Source organism: Neobacillus niacini, from assembly GCF_048572935.1.
GTDB classification, from domain to species: Bacteria; Bacillota; Bacilli; order Bacillales; family Cytobacillaceae; genus Neobacillus; species Neobacillus niacini.
In genome coordinates this window covers 3,382,149-3,406,767 of record NZ_CP183883.1, presented here as the reverse complement: position 1 = coordinate 3,406,767, position 24,619 = coordinate 3,382,149, and the positions used below count along the sequence as shown (strand labels likewise).

The window sequence follows — 24,619 nt, the reverse complement described above, 5'->3', positions numbered from 1 at the left end:
TAAAGATGATAGATACAAATTCATCTCCTTATGAAACTATTTTGCTTGATTTTGCCCTTTCTGCTGTACGGTGAATCCACGTTCCCAACGGCCGTTTTAAAGCTAGGGCCAAAATGAAGCTCATGCCGATAAAAATGAGCAGAAAAAGAGTGTCTTTTATCACGATTGCCTTAATCATTCCACCTACCGATTCACGCAATATGCTCACCGCATATGTGAATGGCATGTACGGGTGCAATGTTTGAAAAAAGTCAGGCGTCAAACTTACCGGAAAGGTTGCCCCTGAACTGGAAATTTGCAGTACCAATAAAATGATGGAAAGCCCCTTACCTATATTGCCAAACACCGAACAAAGAGTATAAATAATAATAGTGAAAACAATGCTGATATAAATACAAAATAGTACAAACCATAGTTTGTCCGCGACATATGCATGAATGACATACAAATCTCCTATTGATACAATGACCGCTTGGAGAATGCTAATGGTCAAAAACGTTAATAGTCTTCCGAAATAGATTTGGTAGTGTTTGTAATGACTTTCCACGTCCTCTACATCGACTCGTAGTGAAGACACCAAGAGTGTGCCGCCTACCCAAAGTGCCAACATGGTATAAAAGGGTGTCATCGCTGAACCGTAATTTGGGATTGGAAATATACGTTCTGTTTTTAACAGAATTGGTTTTGCTAAGAAACTGCTTTCCTTATTAGGATCATGTTTTAGGTATTCAATTAAATCATAAATATTGATGCTGCTCTTAAATTGTCTTAGTCGATCTGCTGCATTTCTTACTTTTTCTTCGAATCCGGGCAAATCATTTCTGGCAAAGTCAGCAGCCTTATGAATCGATTGTTCTGCCGCTGGAAGCTTGGTACGAATAAGATTTGCGGCTTCGCGAATATCGGATTTCACTTTTGGTAAGTCGTTCCGTACAAAATCGGCTGCTTTATGGATTTTTTGTTCAACTGTAGGCATGACATCTTTTATAAAATCTGCTGCAGTATTAATTCCTGCTGTAACCTGTTCTACCTTTTGCTGTAAATCTGTCCGGTTATTTTGGATGATTCCGTGTATGTTTGTCAATTCATTATATAATGCAGTTAATTGCTCGGAATTGGTGGTTGTGCCTGATTGGCTAGCCTCATTTACACTATCCATTGCTTGTTCTATTTGTGCTTCTATTTCGGCTATATTGGTAGTAACGTCATTGACGATAGCAGTGGTTCTAGAAATATCGTTGAGCCTTTCCTGCATTGCTAACACCTGTTCACCGGCATCCGTGACTAATGGCAAGCTTGCCTCCACTTTTAAGATACTCTCCCCCACCTGTTCAAGTTCTGGAATCCTCTGTTCCAAGGCAATAATTTGTTGTCCTTTTTCATGAATTTCAGGTAGTTTCCCTTCCAATGCAATCGCTTTACGTCCCATTTCTTCTATTTGCGGAAGTGCCTTTTCAAGCTCAAATATTTGGTTTTCAACAGAAAAAATTGACGGTAAATCCTTTTCAAGCTCCACTCCAGCTTTAAAAAATGCCGAGAAAATTGCGTCTCCAACGGTTTTGATAAAAGCTTCACTAATTTGGGAGGTTACACCTGTTGCACCCGTGGCAGCAATTTTAGGAGCAACGGCATTAATTTTTTCATTTACACCAAAAACGATTTGTGGCTTTTCTGGATTCTCTTCTAAAATACTTGTAATTTTCTTGGAAAATTCTTTTGGGATAATAAGATAGGCGTAATAGTCTCCATGTTTTACGCCACGTATAGCTTCTTTCTGGTCGACAAACACCCAGCCAAGCTTTTTATTCTTTTTTAGATTTTTTATGGTTTCGTCTCCTACATTAATCTTCTGCTTGGTTAAATGAACTACAGCGCCTTCATCTTCATTGGCAACGGCAACGATGATACCTGAAGTATTCCCATACGGGTCCCACATTGACTTGATGTTAAACCAAGCATAGGCGGAAGGCAGCAGCATAAGTCCAACCACCAATAATGCTACTGTTGGAACACTGAAGATATTTCTCCAATCAGTCCTATATATACTCCATATTTTCCTCATTTATAAAAACACACCCATTTCACAACATCCTATTTCTATTGTTGTAAATAACGGTGTTTTTATCCTAAAACCTTAGTCGTACATGTAACTTAATTTGGGGATTACGTTTAACATTGTTCTTAATGCTAATCGTTGTATTTGTTGTGAATAATAATAAGAAGATGAAGGAAAGTGCACCTTACTTGCATGAAAAACTAGCAGAGGTTATTATTTAAGATTGGTACGACCGTTTTCAATATCATGTTTTTCTTTTTAAACTCCTGGGAGGCGGCAACAAAATGAATGTCATTGAGGTTCAAAATTTACGAAAAGAATTTAATTCTTATACAAGCAGACCAGGTTTAGCTGGAGCTTTTCGCGATTTATTTACGAGAAATTATAAAGTTCATGCAGCAGTTGATAATATTTCCTTAACGGTAAAACAAGGAGAAATGGTTGGCTATATCGGAGAGAATGGTGCTGGTAAATCAACGACTATTAAAATGTTAACCGGCATTTTAACGCCTACATCCGGTTCGATTATGGTAAATGGGATGAATCCCCATAAGCAGCGGGAAGAATTTGTGAGAACGATTGGTGTAGTTTTCGGTCAACGGTCACAGCTATGGTGGGATATTGCTGTTCAAGAGTCTTTCCGGTTATTAAAGAAAGTGTATAGGGTTTCAGATGAGGATTATAACCGTCATATGGGTCATGTGATTGAGACATTAGAAATCGGTCCTTTACTTGATAAACCGGTACGAAAATTATCACTTGGTCAACGGATGCGCTGTGAATTAGCCGCCGCACTTGTCCACAATCCTCCGCTTCTTTTTTTAGATGAGCCAACGATTGGACTAGATGTCTTAGTGAAACTAAAAATCCGTAAGTTTCTACAGGAAATTAACGAGCAATATAAAACCACCATTCTCTTAACAACTCATGACTTAACCGATATTGAAGCACTTTGTGAACGTGTGGTGTTACTAGATGAAGGAAAAATTATTTATGACGGCAAGCTAAATCAACTTCAAGAACATGCGGTGGAAGGGAAACAAATTGAATTTGAATTTTTATCTGAAGTCTCTCACAGTTCCTTGCCTCGTGTTGAAAATATCCAATGGGAACAAAAGGATGCCACCACTTGGCTTGGGTATATCAATGGAGATGAACAAATGGTCTCTCGATTGATCAGTGATGTCGTCCAAAGAAACCCGATTAAAAATGTTCGAATCAACGAGGTTTCTACCGAAGAGATCGTCCGAAAGATTTATGAAGAAGGTATGGCCTTAACATGAGTATGTATTTAGAAATGATCCGGGTTCGCTTTTTAATGATGCTCGCCTACCGGACAAACTATTATAGCGGCATTTTAATTTATAGTATCAATATTGGAGCTTACTATTTTTTATGGTCTGCGATTTATGGAGGAAAAGAAGAGATCCAAGGGTTGTCCGTTGCTCAAATGACTACCTATGTGGCAGTAGCGTGGATGGCACGAGCGTTTTATTATAATAATATTGATCGTGAGATTGCTGCAGAAATCAAGGACGGAAAAGTCGCGATTGAAATGATACGACCGTATAATTACTTAGGGATGAAAACCATGCAGGCACTAGGGGAAGGCGTCTTTCGTTTACTGTTTTTCTCCGTCCCAGGGATGATTATTGTAGCCTTGATTTTTCCTGTTCGCTTTGATGCTAATTTTACCACTTGGATATTTTTCTTTATCTCACTGATTTTTAGTTTTATCGTCAATACGTATATCAACTTATTAACAGGTATTATGACGTTCTTTTTATTTAATAATTCTGGTTTGATTCGAGCAAAACGTGTGGTCATTGATTTGTTTTCAGGTTTACTTCTCCCGATCTCTTTTTATCCGGACTGGGCTCAGAACTTGATGTCCTATCTGCCTTTTCAAGCAATCAGCTATGTTCCTAGTATGATTTTTACAGAAGGCTTTACGGGTGAGGAGATTTATCATGCTTTGCTCTCACAAGCAGTCTGGGTTGTCATTTTACTGATTCCTATTCGTTTATTATGGTCGCAGGCAAAAAAACATTTAATCGTACAAGGAGGCTGACCAATGTTTTATCTTTCATTGTTCTTTCAATACGCCTCTCAATATTTAAAAACAAGGCTTACTTATCGTGCTGATACAGTAATTGAAATTCTATCTGATCTATTGTTTCAAGCAGTTAATTTAATTTTTATTTTAGTCGTATTTCGCCATACAGCTTTTTTAGGCGGCTGGAATCGAGATGAAATCATCTTTATTTATGGATTTTTTCTTGTTCCTTATGCAATCTTTTCATCCTTTTTTAACATTTGGGACTTTAATGACCGTTATATAATCAAAGGGGAAATGGACCGTATTTTGACACGCCCGGTCCACAGTCTTTTCCAAATTATTCTGGAAAGAATAGAGCTGGAATCATTATTCGGTGCTGTTACAGGCTTATTGGTAATGGGTTATTCGATTGCGAACCTAGGCTTAACCTTTACTTGGTACGATGTTTTGCTCTTTATTGTCATGGTGTTTGGCGGTGCCTTTATTTATGCGGGGATCTTTATTTCGATTGCAAGTATTGGATTCTGGTCAGACAGCCGTACCGATATTATGCCGATGATGTATAATATCAGCAATTACGGCCGCTATCCCGTCAACATTTACAACAAGGTAATTCAGTTTGTGTTAACCTGGATTTTACCTTTTGCCTTTGTCGGTGTGTATCCAGCCTCCTATTTTTTAAATCGTGAAGAATGGTATGGCTACGCCTTTTTTACACCCGTCATGGGAATCCTTTTCTTCGGTATTGCGATTCTTCTGTGGAATGCGGGAGTCAAGAAATATCGAGGAGCGGGGAATTAAATCTACCAATCCTGTTCATGGTTTAAGCTACGAAAAATAAGTTACTGTGTACCGTCTCATGGTAAATAAAAGAGAATAATTTCGTGTACAATGCGCCAGGCACCTACCAAAAAATCGGAAGGTACCTGGCACTCTTCCTTTTGTGGAAAGCATTGTTTTGAGTAGTTATCTACTACTCCTCTCTCTCATTCCCTCCAAATTGTCCTCCAACATGTTTCTAAAGTCATTCCCAGATGGATTCTGGAATAAATGAAGTCCAAATTCAAATGCTACTGCAAAAAGATGATCAAAAATATCGGATTGTATGGTTTCATACACATCCCAGCGAATATCATTGGTAAAAGCATAAACTTCAAGAGGTAGCCCATTTTCAGTTGGCGCCAATTGTCTTACGAGTAAAGTCTTTTCTTTACTAATTCCCGGGTGATGTTGAAGATATTGAATAATATACGCTCTGAAAACTCCGATATTGGTCAGAGCACGGCCATTGACTGGATTATTCCGGTTAATTTCATTCTTAGCATTGTGTTCAGCAATTTCACGTTCCTTAGAAGTTATGTACTCATTAAGAAATTGGATTGTTTTGAACTTCTCTATCATTTCTTCGGTGCAAAACTTGATACTGTTGGTGTCGATAAATAAAGAACGCTTAATTCGGCGTCCCCCAGAAGCTTGCATCCCTCTCCAATTTTTAAAAGAGTCTGAAATAAGAGCGTAGCTTGGAATCGTCGTAATCGTTTTATCAAAATTTTGAACTTTTACCGTATTCAAAGAAATATCAATGATATCTCCATCCGCCTCATATTTAGGCATTTCAATCCAATCACCCACTCGTACCATATCATTAGCCGCTAACTGAATACCAGCTACAAGTCCTAGAAGTGAATCTCTAAACACGATTAGAAGAACAGCTGATAAAGCACCAATCCCGCTGAGAAGAATGAATGGACTCTCTCCCAGCCAATGTGCGATAATAACAATTCCCCCGAGAATGAAAATGATCATTTGAACTACCTGAATATACCCCTTGATTGGCTTAATCTTGGAGATTTCAAAGGTTAAATAAATATCATTAGAAGCTTTTAAAAAACTATTCGTGACCATTAACGTAACCACGATAAGATAGGTCATTGCACCTTTTTCTATCAACAGTTGAAAGTCAGGGAAGGTTGGAGAAAAGTAATAAATAATAATGGCTGGAACAATATGTGATAATCTATGAAACACCTTCCTTTCCAACAGCATATCATCCCACTCGAATTTGTTATGAGTAATAAAGTGAGTAATGACTCTCATTACTACCTTTTTTGTGAGAAAATTTGCAGCTATACAGAGGAACACAATAAAAAGAATCATAAGAATAACCGAAAGATAATCAGTTTGAACTGGGTCCATATTGTATTCAAGCAGTCGGGTACGAATATGGCTCATACCTTGCCTCCCTTTCAAATCTTCGTTTCGTAGTCAATACCACCACTAGCGCATTCTACATTTATATTCCCTATTGGTCGACGTAATCATGTATTACAATGGAAATCTTCTACCTAAAAAGGTCGGAACCTTACTATTCTAAGGATCCGACCTTTTTTAGAAGGCTATTTTCGCATTAAATGTTGTTTTCGGTAAGATTTAACCTTGGGCACTTCAAAAGACTACTAGATTAGGAAAAGGCAGCCTTCACATTCTGAATGCACCCCTATCTATTTTGGTGGAATTACTTCCCTTAACCAGCTTTAGCGTGGCTACGATAAGGAAACTTACAATCACTAATAACAGCCATGAACTCACCTTTCCTAGATGAACAAGACTCCAAGCCTCTGTTTGGTTTGGATATTCCCAAGCGCCAAAGAACGTGGCAATATTTTCAGCTATCCAGATAAAGAACCCGATGAGTACGAAAGCAAGTGCGAGTGGCATACGGTAACGAGTTCCACCAACCCCATAAGTAACCCTTGATTGCCAAAAAACAATTATGACAAAAGCTGTTAAATACCAACGAACATCAATCCAAAAATGATGGGTGAAAAAATTCAAATAAATTGCAGCACAAAGAGGTACAACGACCAAGAACGGCGGCCACTTAACGAGTTCTACTTTCATCCTCCGCCACGCCTGACATAGATAACTTGCGACACTGGCATACATGAATCCGCTGTACAAAGGAACTCCAAATATTTTGAAATATCCTTCCTCTGGATACGACCAGGAGCCCATGTGTGTCTTGAAAATTTCAAGAGCGAGTCCAATTAAATGGAACAATGTTATCACCTTTAATTCATCAAGAGTCTCAAGCCCTGAACGCACCATCCACCACTGCATGAGAAGGCAGATGATGAGCAGCCAATCATACCGCGGCAGCAAGGGAAGCGGCAAAATTTTAGTTAAAGCCAAAGAGGCAAAAATAACAACAGGAAACAAACAAGATAGGGCCTGCTCCCAACCAAAACGAACGAGTTGTTTTAGTGCTTTCACAATTTGCGCCTCCAAAATTATATATGAAAAATTAGTCTTATGGAGTGTCCTCATCACTTCTATATTCCAAGATATCTCCCGGTTGACAATCTAACGCCTTACAAATTGCCTCTAAAGTTGCAAATCGGACCGCTTTTGCCTTTCCATTTTTCAATATAGAAAGGTTCGCCATCGTGATTCCAACTCTTTCCGAAAGCTCCGTTACGCTCATTTTCCTTTTAGCTAGCATCACATCAATATTGATTATAATTGCCATCGTTATCACCTCAGACCGTTAAGTCATTTTCAGATTTTATATCAATCGCTTCTTTTAAAAGTCTTTGAAGAACAGCAGCAAAGACGGCAATTACCATTGAAGCAAAGACAGGAACCATTCCGATTATGATAAGACCAGGGGCGTCATCGAGCTCTGCTACGACATAAACAAATGGTAATAGGATCACATATAAAACACTGATTGTGATTGCACAGATTTTGATATTCTTAAGAGCTTTAACAGACAAATCAGAGAAAGCTTGGTTTTTGTCAATATAGCTTAAAAGTTTGAAAGCCTGAACCAATGCTCCGAAAAACGGTATCACCGATAAATACATACCGATTACGATTGGATATAGTATATGGTCATAATCTGGATTTACTGGATTTTTAGGTAACCACGTTAACCCGAATATACCTAAAGCAAGAACTGGAGTTCCAATAAGAAATACAGCCATTCTTAAAAATAATGTTGACCCTATTTTCATAAAAAGCACCTCACTAATTTATTTTCTATTTGATAGTATCACGATATTTATCGTTTTACAATAAATAATTATCTATTTTTATGACATTATTATTGTTAATACCCATAAAAAAAGCATTCCTCATGACAAAGAAATGCTCTTTAACTGTAACTATTCAATTTATAACCTGTCTTCCAATTCTTTATAAGCTTTCCTTCTCTTTATCCTCATATGCTTTCTGTAATTCGGCAAGATCAAATTTCTTCATTTTAAGAAAGGCTTTTGTTAGACGCCCCTTTTGCTCTGGTGTGCCCTTGCTCATCATCTCATCCATCTTACTTGGTACAATCTGCCAGGATACGCCAAATTGATCTTTCAGCCAACCGCATTGCTCTGCTTCTGGAACAGCAGAGAGCCTTTCCCAGTAGTAATCAATCTCTTCTTGTGTGTTGCAGTAGACCATAAATGAGATTGCCTCGTTAAAATTAAATTTATGCTTGTGCGCGCTGTCCATTGCGGCAAACCATTGATTTTCTATGCTAAAATCAGCGAACATGATGGTTCCTTCTTTATCCGGTTCCATGCCATTAGGGTAACGGACGATATGTCCAGGCTTTGCGTTTTTAAATACTGATAAATAAAAATTAATCGCCTCTTCTGTTTTGCCGCATTGATCTCCCACGAACAAAAGTGACGGCACGATGGTAGGTCGCTCCTCACCTTCTGGATTGGTAAGCATTAATTGCCACGATAAACCAAATTTATCCTGAATCCAACCAAACTTCTCACTAAACGGATACTTATCAAGTGGCATTAACGGAGTTCCGCCATCGGATAATTTGTTCCATACCTCATTAATTTTTTCACTTGCGTCATTTTCTCGGGATGGGTCAAAATTAACGATAAAGGACACAGATGGATTGATTTTGAAATATGGGCCTGCGCTGATTGCCATGAACTTTTGTCCCCAAAGCTCAAACGTGACGATATCGGAATCGCCTGATGGTGTGTCATGGATGGTTGTTACGTTCTTAATTTTTGAATCCGGAAATATGGAAGCATAGAATTCGGCTGCTTCTTTTGCCCCCTTGTCATACCATAAATGCGGAACAATTATCTGTTTACTATTTGACATGATTTATTTCTCCTTTATTTCCCACTAATTTTTAGTCAATATGAGTATGACCAATTTTCGGGTATTTGTAATCATTTCACCCATATGTTCCCCTTGTTGTTTTCCTTTACTTTCTAAAAATAGCAGGAGATTCTATCCTTATGGAAATTACCTCTCCGCAACTCAAGCAAAAGGTATAAATTTTATTGGAGCCCATTGAAAACTTCTTGTCCACTGGTTTTACGGACATAAAATCTGTCCCTTCTGCAAATTCAACACCATTACACTTAGGGCATTTATTTACTTCCATTGAATCATCTCCTTTTATTTTTCCTAATAACCTAAACGTATAAGGTGATAAATAGTTTCATTTTCATTAATTTTATAGTTTAATATTGAACAATCCTGATAAAATGATATAAGTTTGTAAAAAGCAATAAAGGGGATAGATGCGAATGACAGAAGTAAAGGATTGGAAAAGTGGTGCCTGCGGGCATAAATTTATAGCTTCTTTTAGTGGAGGGAAGGATAGTGTCTTAGCTCTCTATAAAGCTATGAAAGTTGGAGAAGCAGTTGGTCTCATAGTCATGCTGGAAGAAGAAGGGAGACGTTCCAGATCCCATGGAATGCCTCCGGAGCTCATCGAAGCCCAAGCTAACTCTATCGGTTTGCCTGTATTTACCGCTGCTGCAAGTTGGACAGATTATGAAACTGTATTTATGAGCCTTTTATCAAAAGCGAGAAACAAAGGAGCAGAAGTGTTAGTAACTGGAGACTTGGACATACCAGAACATGGCTGTTGGCATGAAAAGGTTGCGAACAATGCTGGTTTGAAGCTTGGAATGCCTTTATGGGGAATGAATCATCGCGTAGCTGTCGAAGAATTTATTAATCTAGGATTTACTACTGTGATTGTAACGGTGAATTTATCAATGGGAATGCGCGAAGCAGACCTAGGGAGAACATTTACACATGAATTTGTGAAGGAACTAGAAGCACGTGGTATTGACCCATGTGGAGAAGGCGGAGAATTTCATACCACAGTACTAGATGGACCCCTTTTTAAACATCCTATTCCCGTTCGGAAAGGAGATATTATTCGAAACGGAGAATATGCCTTTTTGCCTTTGGAGCTTAGTGAGATTTAGCTTTTTCTATTCGTTACTGTTTAGCTCCTTTTCAAGCAAGGAAGGGAACGATTAATCTCTATTCGTTACAACAAACGCTCTCTTTTAGCTTTAGTGGGCACGATTTGACTTTATTCGTTACCATTAAACCCTTCTTTCAGCCTGAGCGGGCACGATTCGTACTATATCGTTACCGCTAACCTCGTTTTTCCAGGTTAACGGGAACAATTACACCTTTTTGAAAAAACCATCTAAAAACGGCAAAGGTTTGGCTGAGTTCTCAACAAACCTATGCACATCGTAGGTAGCGTGTCCGAAAAAATTCAAAAACCTTAGTCCGCATACGAAGGGCTAAGGCTTTTCCAATTAGCGGTTATATTAATCTAGTAGAACGAGCCGACAGCCATGGATCAATCGCATAAGCAAACTGGCCGGTTAAGCATAGAGATACATGCCCTGCCTCAATATGCTGATAAGTTTTATCTTCACTTGAAATAAGCTCCATGATAGGAAGGCTTTGTGATTCTAAGACTAGTTCATCCCTTGTAGAGGTGATCACCAATGTACTGCATTTAATATTGGTTAAATCCACCTTCTTACCGCCAATCTTCATTTCACCTTTTACTAGTTTGTTATCTTTGTATAATTCATCCATCATTTGCTTAAATGCTGCACCCGAAAATGTAACGGCATCCTTCATCCATTTGTCCATATTCCGCCACTTATCAACATACTTTTGATCGTTTGCACGGGTAACCAGATTTACAGTTGGTCCAATGTTAAATCCTTGAAGCGCCATAAAGATGGCATATAGAAACTCTGATGGAATAACTTCGTACGCATCTGCAAAACGATCAAAATTCAGTGTGCCGTTTTGAAGAGCTTCCACCCATTTATTTGGAACGATTGCATTGCTGTAGTCAATGGGGACTGCTGCCAGAACAAGATTTTTAATGGGCAAATTGGTTAGTGATGTTAGCATTGCCGAAAGCATGCCACCAATACAATAACCGACCATAGATATTTCTTTTGCATCTGAATGTCTTAATGCCCTTTTTACAGCAACTTCCAAATAGTCTAGAAGGTAGTTATCTAATGTGAGATCCTTGTCCTCCAATCCAGGTGAGCCCCAATCTAGCAAATAAACATCGTAACCCTGTTTTGTAAGATTGCCAACCACACTTCCTTCTTCAGAGATATCAAGAATATACGCTTTATTTAAGAGAGAATAAACTAAGAAAAGGGGCGTGGTATATTTCTTCTCTGGAGCAGCGTGATACCACAAAACCGCTTTACCTTTTTTCCATACAGCTCTTCTAGGTGTAGATTCAATATCAGGCTTTGGTTCGCTCAAAACTTTATAAATATTATTCCACCGCCTTTTCTCACTCTCTAGATCAAAAACAGGGATATTTACTAGTGATTTAACCGCCATCATGTTTTCTCCTTCACCTTTATTTGGCTGCTAGAACTGGCTCTTTCTTTTCTTTCTCCAAAAGCTTCTTCATTTGCTCAAATTCACTTTTCACTTGTGTTAATGCAGCAAGCTCCTGTGACGCTTTTTGCCATTCCATATGAATATGCTTCGTAAAATCTAGTATTTCTCCAAGCACCTTATTCTGCTCTTGTGTAGCTAAAGTAAATTGATCTTGTAAATTCCAGATTTGCTCTTCGAGAATATCTATCTTTTCTTCTGCCTGCATCGTTTGTTTGACCGCATTGGCTACATCATTTTTTGTTGGCAAATTCATATAATTAGCCATCAGTTCTCGATTTCTTTTTAGCAACTCTATGTATCTAGAGTTCGCCTCAATTCCTATCTTCGTTACTTGTATTAAGGGGTTGTTATTTATAGATTGAAATAATAATCCATTTAATCCCTTTTCCAACATTATACTTATTTGCCTAAAAGAATCGTAAGGATTCGTTTCTGACATGTTCCGTCACCTCTTTATTAAATATTTGTGTACTACAACTCTTTCCTTTGTAAAAAGTATTTCTCCTTTCAATGAATGAATACTCATTCACTACTATTTACCTGTATTTTACATCCATAAATAGTTCCTTACAATAGGAGAAATTGAAGATTCTGAAAACAAATTATAGAATTTTATCGACGTACGCAAAATGTCTTCTTGACAAAGTCACCGATTTCTTTTATAGCCTTTTTTGCTTCAGGTAATCCGGCACTGATTTGCCATACATGCCACATACCTTCCCAGACTTTAAAATGAACCTTCACTCCTGCCTGATCTGCCTTAACCGCCAGCATTTGTGCATCACTTAACAATATTTCAATACTCCCCGCCTGAATAAACAGTGGTGGAAATCCACTAAGGTCTGCAAATACGGGAGAAATAAAGTGATTGTCAAGGGACTCATCACCCGCATATGCTTGAGCCGTTTTTCGAACAAGATCACACCTCAAATACGGATCTTTCTCGTTGTTTTTCCTATAGCTAGTACCCGAACTCGTTAAGTCAACCCAGGGGGATAAACATACAAGCGCAGCCGGAAGTGGTTCATATTGATCTCTAAGCACATGAGTGGCTGCCACCGATAATCCTCCTCCTGCTGAATCTCCGGCAAAGATGATATTCGATGAGTCATAGCCCTGCTTAAGCAGCCATCGATAGATAGTAAGAGTATCTTCAATCGCTGCAGGAAATGGATGTTCGGGTGCAAGTCGATATTCTGGAAGGAGAACTTTAACACTTGAGTCAATCATGACTCTCGCAGCTAACGTCCGATGGGTATCCGCTGAACAATAAAGATACCCTCCTCCGTGTAAGTAAAGAATTACTTTATCTTCCACACTTTGCTTGTTGGAAATCCACTCTGCGTATATTCCTTCGATTTCAATTTGCTCAGCCTTACAGCCGTTTGGAAGCTTGGAGAATTTCCGAGCAAACAAATCAATTACCTGCCTGCTTTCAGCTACTTCTTTTTCATCCAACTTCAGTTTTTTTGCCCCTGCTTTAATACCTTTTTTTATAAAATAACTACTTATACTAGGCAAAACAATCCTCTCCCATGTGTTTTTAAATCACAACCATAGTGTTCTTACCCTAATTTTACCAAAAAAACATTTAAGGGTATTAGTCAATTTGGGCATTTTTCTGAAAAGGCAATATTAAATATATTTCGCTAATTCCTAATTCAAGTCCATTTCATTTAACAATTTCTTTAAGTGAATTAACTCTTCTTTAGATAGAGTAATCCCTTTCCCCATTTTCTCATGGTTTTGGTCCCAGTCACGCAAATCATATTTTGCCTCGCGATCATTCCAACTAATTAAATTCAGTTCCTTATTCCATCCCTTTGCACCCTTTGAAATAATTCCTATCGTTTCTTTTATTTCATATTTCAAGTTTGCCATGATTACACTCCCTTTACGTTGTATACAATATTTTTCCCTTTTTACAACATAGAAACATTGAATCCTGAAAAAATATTTAGATTTTTTTAAAAAATGGTGGTCATTTTCACTTCCTGTGTTATATAATAACTATAAATAATAAAACTGTTATATAACATTTAGAAAAGGGGTAATCAAAATGACCAAAACAGATTCAATTGCACGGAGAATTCTAGGTTGGAAGTTAAATCGATGGGACCGTTGGTTTGATTATGAAAAGGGCGTTTTCATTCATGATTCGGAATTTCAACCTGAACATAACCTTGAACATGCGATGCTAATCGTTAAAAGGCTGGAGGAATTCGGCTTTACTTTTTCAACTGCCGGAGAATCTGAAGTTAGCTTTAATAACATTCGCGCGAAAGGTGAAACATTAGCACAAGCCATTACCAATGCAGCCTATTCCATCATTGAACAACACTCCGTTGCCAACACCACTAGAATCTGGAGCACCCTGTGCTAATACATTATTTGTAATGCTCCCCCCCTCTTTAAAAAACAATCTACTACAGCCTGAGGTAAATAAATAGCAAAAAGAGTCCTAAGACACTTGATGAACTATAACCCGATTAATGGACACTAAATAAAAAGTGCCCCTTAATCGGGTTTTTCTATGTCCCCTTAATGAAAACCCGTTTATAATAAAAGAATTATTGTGGACGGAGGATTTAAATGAGTAAGAATCTATTTACTGAATACCAGATTAAAGAGTTAGAGAAGAATCCTAATGTTATACGTGTTTCTAATCGTTCTATTTCCTATGAGCCCGACTTCAAAGTAAAGGCGGTAAAGGAGTATCATCAAGGGAAAAGTCCATCCCAAATTTTTATTGAGCATGACTTTAACATTGAAGTGATAGGTAAAGATCAGCCAAAGAGATGTTTACAAAGATGGCGTGCAACCTTTGAAAAGTTTGGTGAATTAGGTCTTCAAACAGAGCGTAGAGGAAAGGCAAGTACTGGACGCCCTTCGTCGAAGGAACTATCTGTGGAGGAAAGACTGAAGAAGGCTGAAGCTAAAATAAAATTCTTAGAAGCTGAGAATGACTTCTTAAAAAAGCTAGAGGAACTAGAGAGGCAGGCGTTGAAGAAAAAACGATATTAACTCCATCAGAAAAATTCGAACTTATTGAATACATCCTTCGTCAACACCAACTAAAGAACACTGTAAGTTACTTATGTGAACTAGCAGGAGTAAGTAGAAGTGGGTACTATGCTTGGTTAAAGGCAGCTTCCATTCGCGAACAAAGAGACTTCGATGATGAAGCAGATTATGAACTTATCTATTCTATTTTTAAGCAAAAGAAGGAAAAAGTGGGGGCATTACCAATCAAGATGATTTTAGAAAACGATTATTTTGTAGTAATGAATCATAAGAAAATTAGAAGGTTAATGCGAAAGTACGGACTAATTGCGAAGGTTAGAAATGCGAACCCATACAAAAAAATGTCCAAAGCTACTCAAGAACATAAAACATGTCCTAACATTTTAAAGCGTAAGTTTAATCAAGAGGAACCTGGAAAGGTGTTATTAACAGATATAACCTATTTATATTATGCAAATGGTCAAAAAGCCTATTTATCATGTGTTAAAGATGGCAGTACCAATGAAATACTAGCCCACTATTTATCTACTTCATTAAAGATGAATATTGTTTATAAAACATTAGGAAGGCTAAAAGAAGCAGTGCAGAATCAGTTCCATCCAGAAGCAATTCTGCATTCAGATCAAGGCTTCCATTATACTCACCCCCTCTTTCAAAAGAGAGTAAAGAAGTTGAATATAACTCAATCAATGTCCCGTAAGGGTAACTGTTGGGATAACGCTCCAATGGAATCCTTCTTTGGTCATTTTAAAGATGAGGTTGATTATAAAGAATGTAATAGTTTTATTGAGTTAAAACAGATGGTGGATTCATATATCGAGGAGTACAATAATCATCGTTACCAGTGGGGATTACAAAAGATGACCCCGGTCCAATACCGAGGTCGTCTGTTAGCAGCATAGGCTCTTTTATTAAACTGTCCATATTATGGGTTATAGTTCATGATAGTCTCAGGACTCTTTTTATTTTATTCTTTCTCACTGACAACTGTAAACCTTTCATTAAGGTGCTTTGGATTTTCAACTTCATCTACTACTGCAATGGCAAAATCCGCATAACTGATATAACTTTCTCCTTTTGAATTAGCAAGAAGGTGATCTTTCCCTGACTGATAAGATCCTGTTCTTTTTCCTTCTGCGTCAAATACTGCCGAAGGACTAACAAATGTCCATGTTATGTTGGTTACACCCTGTAATTCTTCCAAGTTCCTTCCTTGACCATTTGCTGTTGGTTTAACAAAATCCGGAAATTCAGGAGTGTCAATCAATCTTACTGTTTTATTCTCGTCAACAAAGAGACTTCCAGCCCCTCCGACAACCACTAATCTTGTTTTAGTTCCTTTTAACACCTCAATTAACACATGACCTGCATCTACATGAGCTTGTTCCTCTCCAAGCGGTGCTCCAAAGGCATTTACAACCACATCAAACGCTGTTAAATCATCAGCTGTTAAATCGAATACATCTTTCTCAATGACTGCTGTATTTTTATCTTGAAGTTTAGAGGCATTTCTTACAATCGCGGTTACGTTATGCCCTCTGCTCACTGCTTCTTTCAATATCAGACTTCCTGCTTTTCCACTTGCTCCAACAATTCCTATTTTCATTGTGACTTCCTCCAATTAATTATTTATCTACTCGTTGCCTTTTTAATCACTGGGGCAACCTCAGTTGCTAGCAGCTCGATGTTTTTGGCTACTTTATGATAAGGTAACCCGCCTATATCCACTTGTGCTAAAAAACGTTTATGTCCAAAAAGCTCATGCTGCCGAAGAACCTTCTCCACAATTTGCTGAGGACTTCCTACGAACAAAGCGGTATTAGGACTTGCCATATGCTCGAAGTCTGCCCTTGACATCCTTGATCCCATTCCTCTTTGGCGATTCACATAGGACCAATAATTTGAATAATAAGGATAGAACTCGTCTTTAGCTCGCTCAGTGGTTTCAGCGATGAAAGTATGCCCTGTTACTCCCACCTTTAAATGGTTTAATGAATGACCAGCTTCCATTCCCGCCTTCCGGTAAAGATCTACCAGCGGTTTGAAGCGCACTGGATCTCCCCCTAAAATTGCAAGTGCCATGCCAACCCCAAATTTACCGGCACGGACAGCACTCTCAGGCGTCCCGCCAACACCAATCCAAATCGGTATTTCCTCTTGTACAGGTCGAGGTGAGATTTCTGCATTTTTTAATGGAGACCGAAAATTACCTGACCAAGTGACTCTTTCATTTTTATTTAAATGAAAGAGTAATTCCATATGTTCAGTAAAAAGCTCATCATAATCGTTTGTACTATATCCAAATAGCGGGAATGATTCAATAAATGCTCCACGGCCCGCCAAGATTTCTGCCCGGCCACCTGAAAGCACATCCAGTGTGGCAAAATCCTCGAATAAGCGCACTGGGTCAAGCGTACTTAACACGCTGGTAGTACTGGTTAGTTTAATCTGATTGGTTGCTTGTGCAATAGCAGCTAAAATAACTGCAGGTGATGAGGAGGCATAATCCAAACGATGATGTTCTCCTATTCCAAAGACATCGAGACCCGCTTCATCCGCAAGCTTTGCTGCTTGAATGATTTCATTCATTCGTTGTTTTGGTGTTATCGTTTTGTTTGTCAAAGGATCCTGACCAATATCAGCAAGCGTATAAATTCCTATTTCAATGCCGTTATGATTACTAGTAGACATTTGGATTCCTCCTTAACTTAAACTGCTAGCTCGACTTTGTTTCCAGAAGGGTCATACGTGACAAAAGAACCATTTACTTCCATCACATTCGCACCAATTTTTTTTAAATTAGATACGGTTTTGTTCCGTGCTTCTTCATTAGGTAAAATGAGCGTAAAGGATTCTAAACCTACACTGTTTACAGAAGGAGTTGGTGCCCCTAGCCCGTTCCATGTATTAACGCCAATATGATGGTGGTACTTTCCAGCTGAAAGGAATAGTGCCTGCACACCATACCGATTGACCACATCAAATCCAAGTCCTTTTACGTAAAATTCTTCTGTTTTCTTTAATTCCGAAACATGTAAATGAATATGACCCATTACGGTTCCTACTGGCATACCCTGCCACTTTTCCCCTGGTTTAACAGTAGTCAATAGATTTTCAAAATCTAGTGGATCCACCGTCATGGCCACTTCTTCGCCTTTCCAGCTCCACTTTGAAGGCTCCCGATCGATATAAATTTCAATACCGTTTCCATCTGGATCTTTTAAATACAATGCCTCACTTACAAGGTGATCGGAAGATCCAAATTTTATCCCCTTGTTCACCAAGTGAATAACAATGCTGGCTAAATCTTTTCTTTCTGGTAAAAGGATAGCGAAATGATATAAACCTGTTGTTCTCCCCATTTTTGGAATGACATTGTCAGGTTGTTCAAGTGATAAAATGCTTGTTTTTCCATCACTTGTTAGTTTTACTGTTGAATTGGTTTGTTCTAAAATATCAAAACCAAGAACGTCTTGATAAAATTTTATTGAACGCTGTAAATTTTCAACCTTAATTCTGACATGGCCTACAAATGTAGTTGGTTTCGTATGAAATCCCATAAAAACCCTCCTATAGTCATTTTTCTTATGATAATTTGTTATCTACAAACAAAAAAAGTTAGTTACTTTATGTAAGTAAGTATATTAATGTTATTACATATTGTCAAGTAACCTAGTTTCCTTTTGTAAAGGAATGATAATTTATGCTATACTAAAATTAAGAGAGGTGTAATGTAGTATGAAACAACCTACTATCTGTCCAAAATTCGAAAAAGCCATCTCCCTGCTTAGTCAAAGATGGAGTGCATTAGTTATTTATCAGCTATTATCTGGATCGCAGCGGTTTTCTGAAATTCAGTCTGCTATTGGCATAAGTGGAAAAGTGTTATCTGATCGTTTAAAGGACTTAGAACACCAAGGAGTAGTAAAACGTGAGGTAATACCCGAAACACCAGTGATAATTGAGTATTCATTAACGGAAAAAGGTCGTTCACTAGAATCGGTCTTACGAGAAATAGAGAGCTGGTCTCAGCTTTGGGTAAAAACCGAAGCATAACTTTATAGGAAAGAAAGATAAAACGAAAAAAGACATCTATGTTTCTCAACAATAAGAGCAGGATACCTAAGTTAGGTTCCTGCTCTTGTCTATTTTCCAATAATGTTTTGTGAACGTTCATTTAAACTCTTCAGCTAATAAAGTATAGGAACGGATTTTGTCCTGAAAGTTAAAGATATTTGTAATGATCATGAATTCATCGGTATGGTATATTTGACTCAACCGTAGAAGTTCCGTTTTTACCTTTTTTGGTGTACCAATAATCATTCGTCTTCTATTATTCTGAAGCTTCATTCGTTCATCTGCTGTTAAGGAGATTTTCTTTGCCTCATAGATGGATGGTATCCTGGTATCAATCCCCTTTTCCACTCCAAGCAGCCATAAATCCTGGCTCAACACTAATTCTTCAGCCTCTTCCTGAGTTTGTGCACACACCACAAATACACATACATTCGTTTTAGGTTTTTGTAGAAAAGGGGATGGCTGAAAATGAGTGTAATAATAGTCCATTGCCCGTTCACCATTATCTGGGCTAATGAAATGTCCAAAGGTGAATGCAGTCCCATGCTCCGCAGCCATCCTTGCCCCTCGATGCGTAATTCCTAGAATCCACAATTCCGGCAAACTTTCTATAGCAGGATAGGCTTTAACATCATGAAAACCGTGCTCAATAGGCAGTTGATTTAGAAAAAACCCCTGTAAATCTTCAACCTGTCTGGGGAATTCATTCAGGCTTTTTCGTATCCCATCGGTTAACGCCATCCGTGTGCTGGGGGAACCGCCGGGGGAACGTCCGATTCCTGCGTCAATTCTGTTTGGAAATAATGCTTCTAATACCTTGAAATTCTCGGCGATTTTATATGGGCTATATTGAGGAAGCAGTACACCGCCTGATCCCACCCTAATTTTTCTGGTATTCGAAGCGATATGTGATATTAATATTTCTGGAGAGGAACCCGCCATTCCATTTGTATTATGATGTTCAGCCACCCAGAATCTTGTATAACCCAGCTCTTCTGCTAATTGAGCAAGTTTTACCGTGTTTTGTAAGGCTGTACTTGCTAAATCCCCTTTGCTGATCACTGATTGGTCGAGAACGCTTAATTTCAATAGATTCCCTCCGGCATTTGAGATTGTTTATCACCATTAGCATGACTATTTTTCAGACAAAAATCTTGACCTAAGGTAATAAGACACCCCATCTTCATCACAAGTGAATTCTGTAACGTCATCCACGATTTCTTTAATGCGATCATGAGCATTTTTCATGGCTACCGAATAATTTACGAGTCGCAGCATTGGCAGGTCGTTATCACTATCTCCTATTGCCATTGTTTCAGTCTCTGACAACTCAAAGTGCTTTAACATTTGTTGTATCCCTGTTGCCTTGTTCACGTTTGCTACCATGACCTCGACATTATGATCGGACGAAATCGAAGTTGTAAAGTCTATTTCTTTCTTTAATTGTTCTAGTTCTTCTTTCCAGCGATTGATATGTTCCTTTGACCTAGCAAAGAAATAGAATTTAGAAAATTCATTTCCAACAATGTCGTCTACCCACATAATTTCCTCTTTAATCGCTTTCTTACGGGAAAGCCACTCATTCATGCCGACACTTTCCGGCTTTGGCTCTGTTATTTCATTTTCAACATATCTTTGATCCTGTTTTAAGGTAATACGGTCCTTTCCATACGGAAATAGTTCGTAATAGACTTTGTTTTCCCTTGCTTTTTTAATTACTTCCTCCACTAGGTGAAGTGGAAGGGAATGTTTAAAGAGCACCTCATCGCCCACATATCCAGCCATACCATTAGAGGTTACGATTCCATCTACTTGAAAACCTGCCGGGACAATTCCCTCTATTTCGTCAAACGCTCTGCCCGTTGCAATAAAAACATAAAACCCTTGATTACGAAGTTGGTCAATAACCTCTTTTGTATGTATACTAACTTGATTTTGATGATTTAATATCGTTCCATCCATATCTAAAAAAATGGCCTTTGGTTTAAATTCCACCTGTGTTTTCCCCCTCAGACACTCAATAGTTGTTCATTTTGTAAGTATACACTTTGAGAATACTCTAAACAATTTAATCAACTTTACCTCCAGAGGCAAAAAAAGTAAGGACAGATGTCCCTACTCTTTATCAATTAACGTGTATTGTATTTAATAATCATAATGAAGGTTTATTGGTACACCTTATCTAAGCGCTCTTTGCTTTTGTAGCTACTGTTACCATTTGTCTTTTCTTTAGCACTTGACGAATATTGGAAATACTGAAAATTACTAAAGCAATCCATATGAATGAAAAGGTAATGGCATGGTCCTTTGTAAAGGATTCACCGTATATAAGAACTCCAAGCAGTAAACTTATCGTTGGAGCAATGTATTGTAAGAAGCCCACGAGATAGAGTGGAATCTTTTGTGCCCCAATCCCAAACCATAATAGCGGCAGTGCTGTAGCGATACCTGATCCTAGTAAAAAGAAATCATTCCTCAGGGACCCGGTTGCGAAACTATGCTGACCATTTACACCCAAATATGCTAAAAACAATAAAGCGAACGGTACAATAAACAATGTTTCCAGAAGTAAGCCTAATATGGAATCTACTTTTATTAGTTTCTTTGACAGCCCATAAAAACCAAAGGATAAGGCCAATATCAACGCGATCCATGGGAAAGTCCCAAGCATCACCGTCATATAGACTACACCCATTCCCGCCACAACAAATGAAATTGCCTGCCACTTATTCATCTTTTCACCTAAGACAAATACTCCTAACAATACGGCAACTAGCGGATTAATAAAATAGCCTAAACTAGCCTCCACAATGTGGTTCGAATTGACAGCAAATATATATACGAACCAGTTAATACTAATTAATAATGAAGCAAGTAATAGTCCAAACCATGTTTTTTTCTGTTTCATTTGAACCTGAAAAAAGATTTTTAATAGTTTTCGCTTCAAAAGGCCAACAATTAGTAAAATAAAAATAAAAGACCAAATGACTCGATGAGCTAAAATTTCCAGTGCTGAAACTTGATCTATAAATTTCCAGTAGATAGGTAAAACTCCCCAAAATATATACGCACCTGCAGTAAAATAAATACCTTTTGTTTTTTCATGTTCCATCTCTTTTTTTCACCTAGTTTCTGTTTAATCATGGTTGTTAATCAACACGCTTCTAAAAAACACATGTAATTATATCACACTATTCTTCTTATGCCAGGATTATTAACCTTTGCAATTATTCTGTCTTTAATACTATTAATTTACTATTACGAATGACTCATTAATAGGTAGTATCTTCATGTTAAACTTTATAAGAATGTTTTTTTATCAACAACATACATAATTTGTAAGAGCAATAGGAGGATACACGTGAAACGACATAGCTTTTTATTATTGCTGCTCATTTCGTTTGTCCTGTCGGCATGCAATAATGAAAAAGAAAATGCCGCAAACAAACCTGCCGTGAAGCAGGACATGGAACAGGAAGATAAGCAGGAAAATAGTTTAGGTAAAATAGAGAAAATAAATTTAAAAGTTTCTAAGGATAGTTTGTTGAGTCTTCCACCTGGAACATTAATGACAGATTTCTCGTATGAAGAAGATATCAAGGATCTTGGCAATAGTATCCCAGAAATGGACCCTGAAATTAAAAATCAATTACCATCCCAGTTGGAACAATTGACAAAAGACTCGCGTGATTTAGAATCAATCAAAAAAGGATTGCTGGCTCTTCTTGCCAGCCCTCACTATAAGCATATCCTTGAAAAAAGCATGGCCTATCAACCTCAGTTTGATGAACCCTTTCTGCCAGATCCGACAAGGTCTGGGGGTGACAAGGAAGAAAAAGCTGCAAAAAAGGCGATCATTTTACTCGACGCCAGCTCCAGCATGCTGCTACAGGCAGATGGCAGAGTAAAAATGGACATAGCAAAGGACGCTGTAAAAAGTTTTGCGCAAACCATCGGACAATCAAGCGAGGTTTCTCTCGTCGTTTATGGCCATAAGGGTTCGGAAAACGATGAAGATATGTTCGAATCGTGCTCGGCGATCGAGGAACTTTATCCAATGGGTAAGTACTCGAAACAAGCTTTCCAGACGGCAGTTGACTCATTTGAAAGTAAAGGATGGACACCACTCGCAGGGGCTATTCAAAAAGCGGCAAAAATGAGCAGTAATTATCTTGAGGGAACGACCATTTATATTGTCAGTGACCGATCTGAAACCTGCGGCGGTGACCCCATTCAGGCAAGTAGAGACTTGGCTGCAAAGAACAGTAACAATACCGTCAACATCATCGGCTTTGATGTCGATGGAGATACAGAAAATCAGTTGAAGGCTGTTGCCGAAGCAGGAAACGGCGAGTACTTTAAAGCCGACAGTTCGGAAGAATTAAAAAACACCATTCAATATGAATGGCTTCCCTCCACTCTTGATCTTGCCTGGGCTTTTACCATGGCACCTGATGGCTGGGAAATAGGTGATGAATACAAAATTGGAGAACAATATCCATTACAGCTATGGACTATTGGCAGACGAGAATCCCACCGTTTAAGAGATGCGATTACCATACTGGGTGAAAATAAATGGATTACAGATGACGAGCAAACGGAACTAAGAGATTGGGCGATGGAACGAAGCGAAGCTATCAAGGAAGTCTATATCACAATGGCAAAAGAAAATCGAGAAAAAGCAGCTGCAAAAAGCAAGGAAATTCGGCAGCGAATCGATGAATGGGCTGAAAAGATGAGGGCATTGAAAAAAGAGCGTGGAGATATTTGGTAGGCAGAATAGATAAATGAATATTTCCGTTTTAAAGATATCTAAAATAAAAAATGCTGCAGTAAAATCGCTGCGGCATTTTTTATTGATAAATAGATTTTTAATGAGAATATTTTTCTGTTCTAGATTTACGAATGTAATGGATAATAAATGTAACAACAAATGACAATACCAAGAACCCGATAAATATTTCATTTGCAATATGAATATCTACCAAAGTTAATCCCATCTTAATCGCAATAAAAGTGATTAAAATGTAAGCTGTAGTTTCAAGCTCAGGCACTCTGTCCATCAAAGCGATAAAGAATGTTGCTACCCCCCGCATGAGAAGAATCCCAATCATTCCGCCCAGTAAGATGACCCAAACCTCTTCTGAAACAGCAAGTGCCGTCAATATACTATCAACAGAAAAAGCTAAATCCATAAGCTCTACTGAGATAACCGTTGCCCAGAAGAATCCAAATGTCTTCACCAACCAACCTTTTGGCTGCACTTGTTCTTCCGATTCTCCTGCGTCCTTATGAAGCAGCTTGTCTTTAAAGAATTTAATTGCAAGCCACAACAAGTAAAGGGCTCCGATTAATTTAATCCACCACAATTTAATTAAAAACGTTCCTAATCCAATGAAAATAAACCGAAATAAATAAGCACCCCAAAGCCCATATACTAAGGCTTTCTTTTGCTGCTCTTTTGGAAGTGGCTTTACAAATGCAGACAATACTAACGCATTATCCGCGGATAAGATACATTCAAGTACGGCTAAAGAAAGGATTAACCCCCAAGCTTTTGGTGAGGTTAACACCTCCGCCCACATATGCCAATCTAACATTGCCGCATAGGTTGATACAATTCCTTCCCACATTCAGCATTTCTCCTTTTAGTTTTTCAGTCTACGTTC

The 24,619-nt window shown here is 38.2% G+C and carries 26 protein-coding genes; 8 read left to right on the top strand and 18 right to left on the bottom strand.

Going from position 1 to position 24,619, the window contains the following annotated elements; genetic code table 11:
• Positions 1-28: 28 nt before the first annotated feature.
• A complete protein-coding gene (locus tag ACN6MT_RS16865) occupies positions 29-2,062 on the bottom strand; it encodes a YhgE/Pip family protein (protein ID WP_419887165.1) in 2,034 nt (677 codons plus the stop codon).
• 278 nt (positions 2,063-2,340) lie between these two features.
• Here ACN6MT_RS16865 and ACN6MT_RS16860 point away from each other — a divergent pair, with 278 nt between their 5' ends.
• The 3 genes from ACN6MT_RS16860 to ACN6MT_RS16850 are packed head-to-tail and all read left to right on the top strand — an operon-like array spanning position 2,341 to position 4,916.
• The gene (locus ACN6MT_RS16860; RefSeq protein WP_419887164.1) at positions 2,341-3,339 is read left to right on the top strand and encodes an ABC transporter ATP-binding protein; all 999 of its coding nucleotides are present in this window, start codon (positions 2,341-2,343) and stop codon (positions 3,337-3,339) included.
• On the top strand, positions 3,336-4,127 hold the full coding sequence (locus ACN6MT_RS16855) for an ABC transporter permease (protein WP_063251741.1): 792 nt from the start codon (positions 3,336-3,338) through the stop codon (positions 4,125-4,127). Before ACN6MT_RS16860 ends, ACN6MT_RS16855 begins: the two co-directional genes overlap by 4 nt.
• Before the next feature lie 3 nt (positions 4,128-4,130).
• Positions 4,131-4,916 carry an ABC transporter permease gene (locus ACN6MT_RS16850; protein ID WP_419887163.1) on the top strand — a complete coding sequence of 262 codons (786 nt, stop codon included), beginning with the start codon at positions 4,131-4,133 and terminating at the stop codon, positions 4,914-4,916.
• 165 nt (positions 4,917-5,081) lie between these two features.
• Here ACN6MT_RS16850 and ACN6MT_RS16845 read toward each other — a convergent pair whose 3' ends face one another.
• The 6 genes from ACN6MT_RS16845 to ACN6MT_RS16820 form a co-directional block, all read right to left on the bottom strand.
• Complete coding sequence (locus ACN6MT_RS16845; protein ID WP_419887162.1) at positions 5,082-6,347, bottom strand: mechanosensitive ion channel family protein; 1,266 nt, start codon at positions 6,345-6,347, stop codon at positions 5,082-5,084.
• Positions 6,348-6,593: 246 nt separating this feature from the next.
• Positions 6,594-7,388, bottom strand: a complete 795-nt coding sequence (locus ACN6MT_RS16840) for a DUF817 domain-containing protein (protein ID WP_419887161.1) — start codon at positions 7,386-7,388, stop codon at positions 6,594-6,596.
• Positions 7,389-7,425: 37 nt separating this feature from the next.
• The gene (locus ACN6MT_RS16835; protein WP_063251737.1) at positions 7,426-7,644 is read right to left on the bottom strand and encodes a helix-turn-helix domain-containing protein; all 219 of its coding nucleotides are present in this window, start codon (positions 7,642-7,644) and stop codon (positions 7,426-7,428) included.
• A gap of 10 nt (positions 7,645-7,654) precedes the next feature.
• Positions 7,655-8,131, bottom strand: coding sequence for a DUF2975 domain-containing protein (locus tag ACN6MT_RS16830; protein ID WP_063251736.1), 477 nt, complete (start codon positions 8,129-8,131; stop codon positions 7,655-7,657).
• A 181-nt stretch (positions 8,132-8,312) separates the two neighbouring features.
• A complete protein-coding gene (locus tag ACN6MT_RS16825) occupies positions 8,313-9,245 on the bottom strand; it encodes a VOC family protein (protein WP_419887160.1) in 933 nt (310 codons plus the stop codon).
• Positions 9,246-9,351: 106 nt separating this feature from the next.
• The gene (locus tag ACN6MT_RS16820) at positions 9,352-9,534 is read right to left on the bottom strand and encodes a hypothetical protein (protein ID WP_419887159.1); all 183 of its coding nucleotides are present in this window, start codon (positions 9,532-9,534) and stop codon (positions 9,352-9,354) included.
• Positions 9,535-9,679: 145 nt separating this feature from the next.
• Here ACN6MT_RS16820 and ACN6MT_RS16815 point away from each other — a divergent pair, with 145 nt between their 5' ends.
• Complete coding sequence (locus ACN6MT_RS16815) at positions 9,680-10,372, top strand: diphthine--ammonia ligase (RefSeq protein WP_419887158.1); 693 nt, start codon at positions 9,680-9,682, stop codon at positions 10,370-10,372.
• Positions 10,373-10,724: 352 nt separating this feature from the next.
• Here the strand turns inward: ACN6MT_RS16815 and ACN6MT_RS16810 are convergent, their stop codons facing one another.
• The 4 genes from ACN6MT_RS16810 to ACN6MT_RS16795 all read right to left on the bottom strand — a co-directional run bounded on the left by ACN6MT_RS16810 (position 10,725) and on the right by ACN6MT_RS16795 (position 13,730).
• A complete protein-coding gene (locus ACN6MT_RS16810) occupies positions 10,725-11,789 on the bottom strand; it encodes an alpha/beta fold hydrolase (protein ID WP_419887157.1) in 1,065 nt (354 codons plus the stop codon).
• A gap of 16 nt (positions 11,790-11,805) precedes the next feature.
• Positions 11,806-12,288 carry a hypothetical protein gene (locus tag ACN6MT_RS16805; protein ID WP_063251732.1) on the bottom strand — a complete coding sequence of 161 codons (483 nt, stop codon included), beginning with the start codon at positions 12,286-12,288 and terminating at the stop codon, positions 11,806-11,808.
• Positions 12,289-12,461: 173 nt separating this feature from the next.
• Positions 12,462-13,370: an alpha/beta hydrolase gene (locus tag ACN6MT_RS16800; protein ID WP_419887156.1), complete on the bottom strand. Its 909-nt coding sequence runs from the start codon at positions 13,368-13,370 to the stop codon at positions 12,462-12,464.
• Positions 13,371-13,505: 135 nt separating this feature from the next.
• Positions 13,506-13,730, bottom strand: a complete 225-nt coding sequence (locus ACN6MT_RS16795) for a YdbC family protein (RefSeq protein WP_419887155.1) — start codon at positions 13,728-13,730, stop codon at positions 13,506-13,508.
• A gap of 178 nt (positions 13,731-13,908) precedes the next feature.
• Between ACN6MT_RS16795 and ACN6MT_RS16790 the strand changes: the two genes are divergently transcribed.
• Together ACN6MT_RS16790 and ACN6MT_RS16785 are read left to right on the top strand one after the other, a co-directional pair.
• Positions 13,909-14,232, top strand: a complete 324-nt coding sequence (locus ACN6MT_RS16790; RefSeq protein WP_063251730.1) for a BC1872 family protein — start codon at positions 13,909-13,911, stop codon at positions 14,230-14,232.
• Positions 14,233-14,441: 209 nt separating this feature from the next.
• Positions 14,442-15,775, top strand: a protein-coding gene (locus ACN6MT_RS16785; RefSeq protein WP_419887154.1) for an IS3 family transposase whose coding sequence is annotated in 2 segments (ribosomal slippage) — positions 14,442-14,814 and positions 14,814-15,775 — 1,335 coding nt in all. Because the reading frame shifts where the segments join, the coding sequence is not laid out codon by codon here.
• Positions 15,776-15,840: 65 nt separating this feature from the next.
• Here ACN6MT_RS16785 and ACN6MT_RS16780 read toward each other — a convergent pair.
• From ACN6MT_RS16780 to ACN6MT_RS16770, 3 genes are read right to left on the bottom strand one after another with little or no spacing between them, the layout of a single operon-like run.
• On the bottom strand, positions 15,841-16,479 hold the full coding sequence (locus ACN6MT_RS16780; RefSeq protein ID WP_419887153.1) for an NAD(P)-dependent oxidoreductase: 639 nt from the start codon (positions 16,477-16,479) through the stop codon (positions 15,841-15,843).
• Positions 16,480-16,502: 23 nt separating this feature from the next.
• Positions 16,503-17,564 carry an LLM class flavin-dependent oxidoreductase gene (locus tag ACN6MT_RS16775; RefSeq protein WP_419887152.1) on the bottom strand — a complete coding sequence of 354 codons (1,062 nt, stop codon included), beginning with the start codon at positions 17,562-17,564 and terminating at the stop codon, positions 16,503-16,505.
• A 17-nt stretch (positions 17,565-17,581) separates the two neighbouring features.
• Entirely contained in the window at positions 17,582-18,433 is an 852-nt protein-coding gene (locus ACN6MT_RS16770; protein WP_419887151.1) for a VOC family protein, read from the bottom strand.
• Positions 18,434-18,611: 178 nt separating this feature from the next.
• Between ACN6MT_RS16770 and ACN6MT_RS16765 the strand changes: the two genes are divergently transcribed.
• On the top strand, positions 18,612-18,929 hold the full coding sequence (locus tag ACN6MT_RS16765) for a winged helix-turn-helix transcriptional regulator (protein WP_063251726.1): 318 nt from the start codon (positions 18,612-18,614) through the stop codon (positions 18,927-18,929).
• A gap of 117 nt (positions 18,930-19,046) precedes the next feature.
• Here ACN6MT_RS16765 and ACN6MT_RS16760 read toward each other — a convergent pair whose 3' ends face one another.
• The 3 genes from ACN6MT_RS16760 to rarD form a co-directional block, all read right to left on the bottom strand.
• Entirely contained in the window at positions 19,047-20,039 is a 993-nt protein-coding gene (locus ACN6MT_RS16760) for an LLM class flavin-dependent oxidoreductase (protein WP_419887150.1), read from the bottom strand.
• Positions 20,040-20,084: 45 nt separating this feature from the next.
• Complete coding sequence (locus tag ACN6MT_RS16755; RefSeq protein WP_419887149.1) at positions 20,085-20,945, bottom strand: HAD family hydrolase; 861 nt, start codon at positions 20,943-20,945, stop codon at positions 20,085-20,087.
• Between the two features lie 187 nt (positions 20,946-21,132).
• The gene (gene rarD, locus ACN6MT_RS16750; RefSeq protein ID WP_419887148.1) at positions 21,133-22,062 is read right to left on the bottom strand and encodes an EamA family transporter RarD; all 930 of its coding nucleotides are present in this window, start codon (positions 22,060-22,062) and stop codon (positions 21,133-21,135) included.
• 249 nt (positions 22,063-22,311) lie between these two features.
• Between rarD and ACN6MT_RS16745 the strand changes: the two genes are divergently transcribed.
• Entirely contained in the window at positions 22,312-23,724 is a 1,413-nt protein-coding gene (locus ACN6MT_RS16745; RefSeq protein WP_419887147.1) for a vWA domain-containing protein, read from the top strand.
• 97 nt (positions 23,725-23,821) lie between these two features.
• On the opposite strand, the gene ACN6MT_RS16740 is transcribed toward ACN6MT_RS16745, so the two are convergent.
• Positions 23,822-24,583 carry a TerC family protein gene (locus tag ACN6MT_RS16740; protein WP_419887146.1) on the bottom strand — a complete coding sequence of 254 codons (762 nt, stop codon included), beginning with the start codon at positions 24,581-24,583 and terminating at the stop codon, positions 23,822-23,824.
• Positions 24,584-24,619 lie beyond the last annotated feature (36 nt).

Bases quoted from the DNA above. Each gene is read 5' to 3' on its own strand.
- ACN6MT_RS16810 (WP_419887157.1), bottom strand. From the start codon at position 11,789: ATGATGGCGGTTAAATCACTAGTAAATATCCCTGTTTTTGATCTAGAG.
- ACN6MT_RS16850 (WP_419887163.1), top strand. From the start codon at position 4,131: ATGTTTTATCTTTCATTGTTCTTTCAATACGCCTCTCAATATTTAAAA.
- ACN6MT_RS16805 (WP_063251732.1), bottom strand. From the start codon at position 12,288: ATGTCAGAAACGAATCCTTACGATTCTTTTAGGCAAATAAGTATAATG.
- ACN6MT_RS16740 (WP_419887146.1), bottom strand. From the start codon at position 24,583: ATGTGGGAAGGAATTGTATCAACCTATGCGGCAATGTTAGATTGGCAT.
- rarD (WP_419887148.1), bottom strand. From the start codon at position 22,062: ATGGAACATGAAAAAACAAAAGGTATTTATTTTACTGCAGGTGCGTAT.
- ACN6MT_RS16780 (WP_419887153.1), bottom strand. From the start codon at position 16,479: ATGAAAATAGGAATTGTTGGAGCAAGTGGAAAAGCAGGAAGTCTGATA.
- ACN6MT_RS16860 (WP_419887164.1), top strand. From the start codon at position 2,341: ATGAATGTCATTGAGGTTCAAAATTTACGAAAAGAATTTAATTCTTAT.
- ACN6MT_RS16775 (WP_419887152.1), bottom strand. From the start codon at position 17,564: ATGTCTACTAGTAATCATAACGGCATTGAAATAGGAATTTATACGCTT.
- ACN6MT_RS16835 (WP_063251737.1), bottom strand. From the start codon at position 7,644: ATGGCAATTATAATCAATATTGATGTGATGCTAGCTAAAAGGAAAATG.
- ACN6MT_RS16820 (WP_419887159.1), bottom strand. From the start codon at position 9,534: ATGGAAGTAAATAAATGCCCTAAGTGTAATGGTGTTGAATTTGCAGAA.
- ACN6MT_RS16830 (WP_063251736.1), bottom strand. From the start codon at position 8,131: ATGAAAATAGGGTCAACATTATTTTTAAGAATGGCTGTATTTCTTATT.
- ACN6MT_RS16855 (WP_063251741.1), top strand. From the start codon at position 3,336: ATGAGTATGTATTTAGAAATGATCCGGGTTCGCTTTTTAATGATGCTC.
- ACN6MT_RS16770 (WP_419887151.1), bottom strand. From the start codon at position 18,433: ATGGGATTTCATACGAAACCAACTACATTTGTAGGCCATGTCAGAATT.
- ACN6MT_RS16825 (WP_419887160.1), bottom strand. From the start codon at position 9,245: ATGTCAAATAGTAAACAGATAATTGTTCCGCATTTATGGTATGACAAG.
- ACN6MT_RS16795 (WP_419887155.1), bottom strand. From the start codon at position 13,730: ATGGCAAACTTGAAATATGAAATAAAAGAAACGATAGGAATTATTTCA.
- ACN6MT_RS16865 (WP_419887165.1), bottom strand. From the start codon at position 2,062: ATGAGGAAAATATGGAGTATATATAGGACTGATTGGAGAAATATCTTC.
- ACN6MT_RS16790 (WP_063251730.1), top strand. From the start codon at position 13,909: ATGACCAAAACAGATTCAATTGCACGGAGAATTCTAGGTTGGAAGTTA.
- ACN6MT_RS16845 (WP_419887162.1), bottom strand. From the start codon at position 6,347: ATGAGCCATATTCGTACCCGACTGCTTGAATACAATATGGACCCAGTT.
- ACN6MT_RS16765 (WP_063251726.1), top strand. From the start codon at position 18,612: ATGAAACAACCTACTATCTGTCCAAAATTCGAAAAAGCCATCTCCCTG.
- ACN6MT_RS16815 (WP_419887158.1), top strand. From the start codon at position 9,680: ATGACAGAAGTAAAGGATTGGAAAAGTGGTGCCTGCGGGCATAAATTT.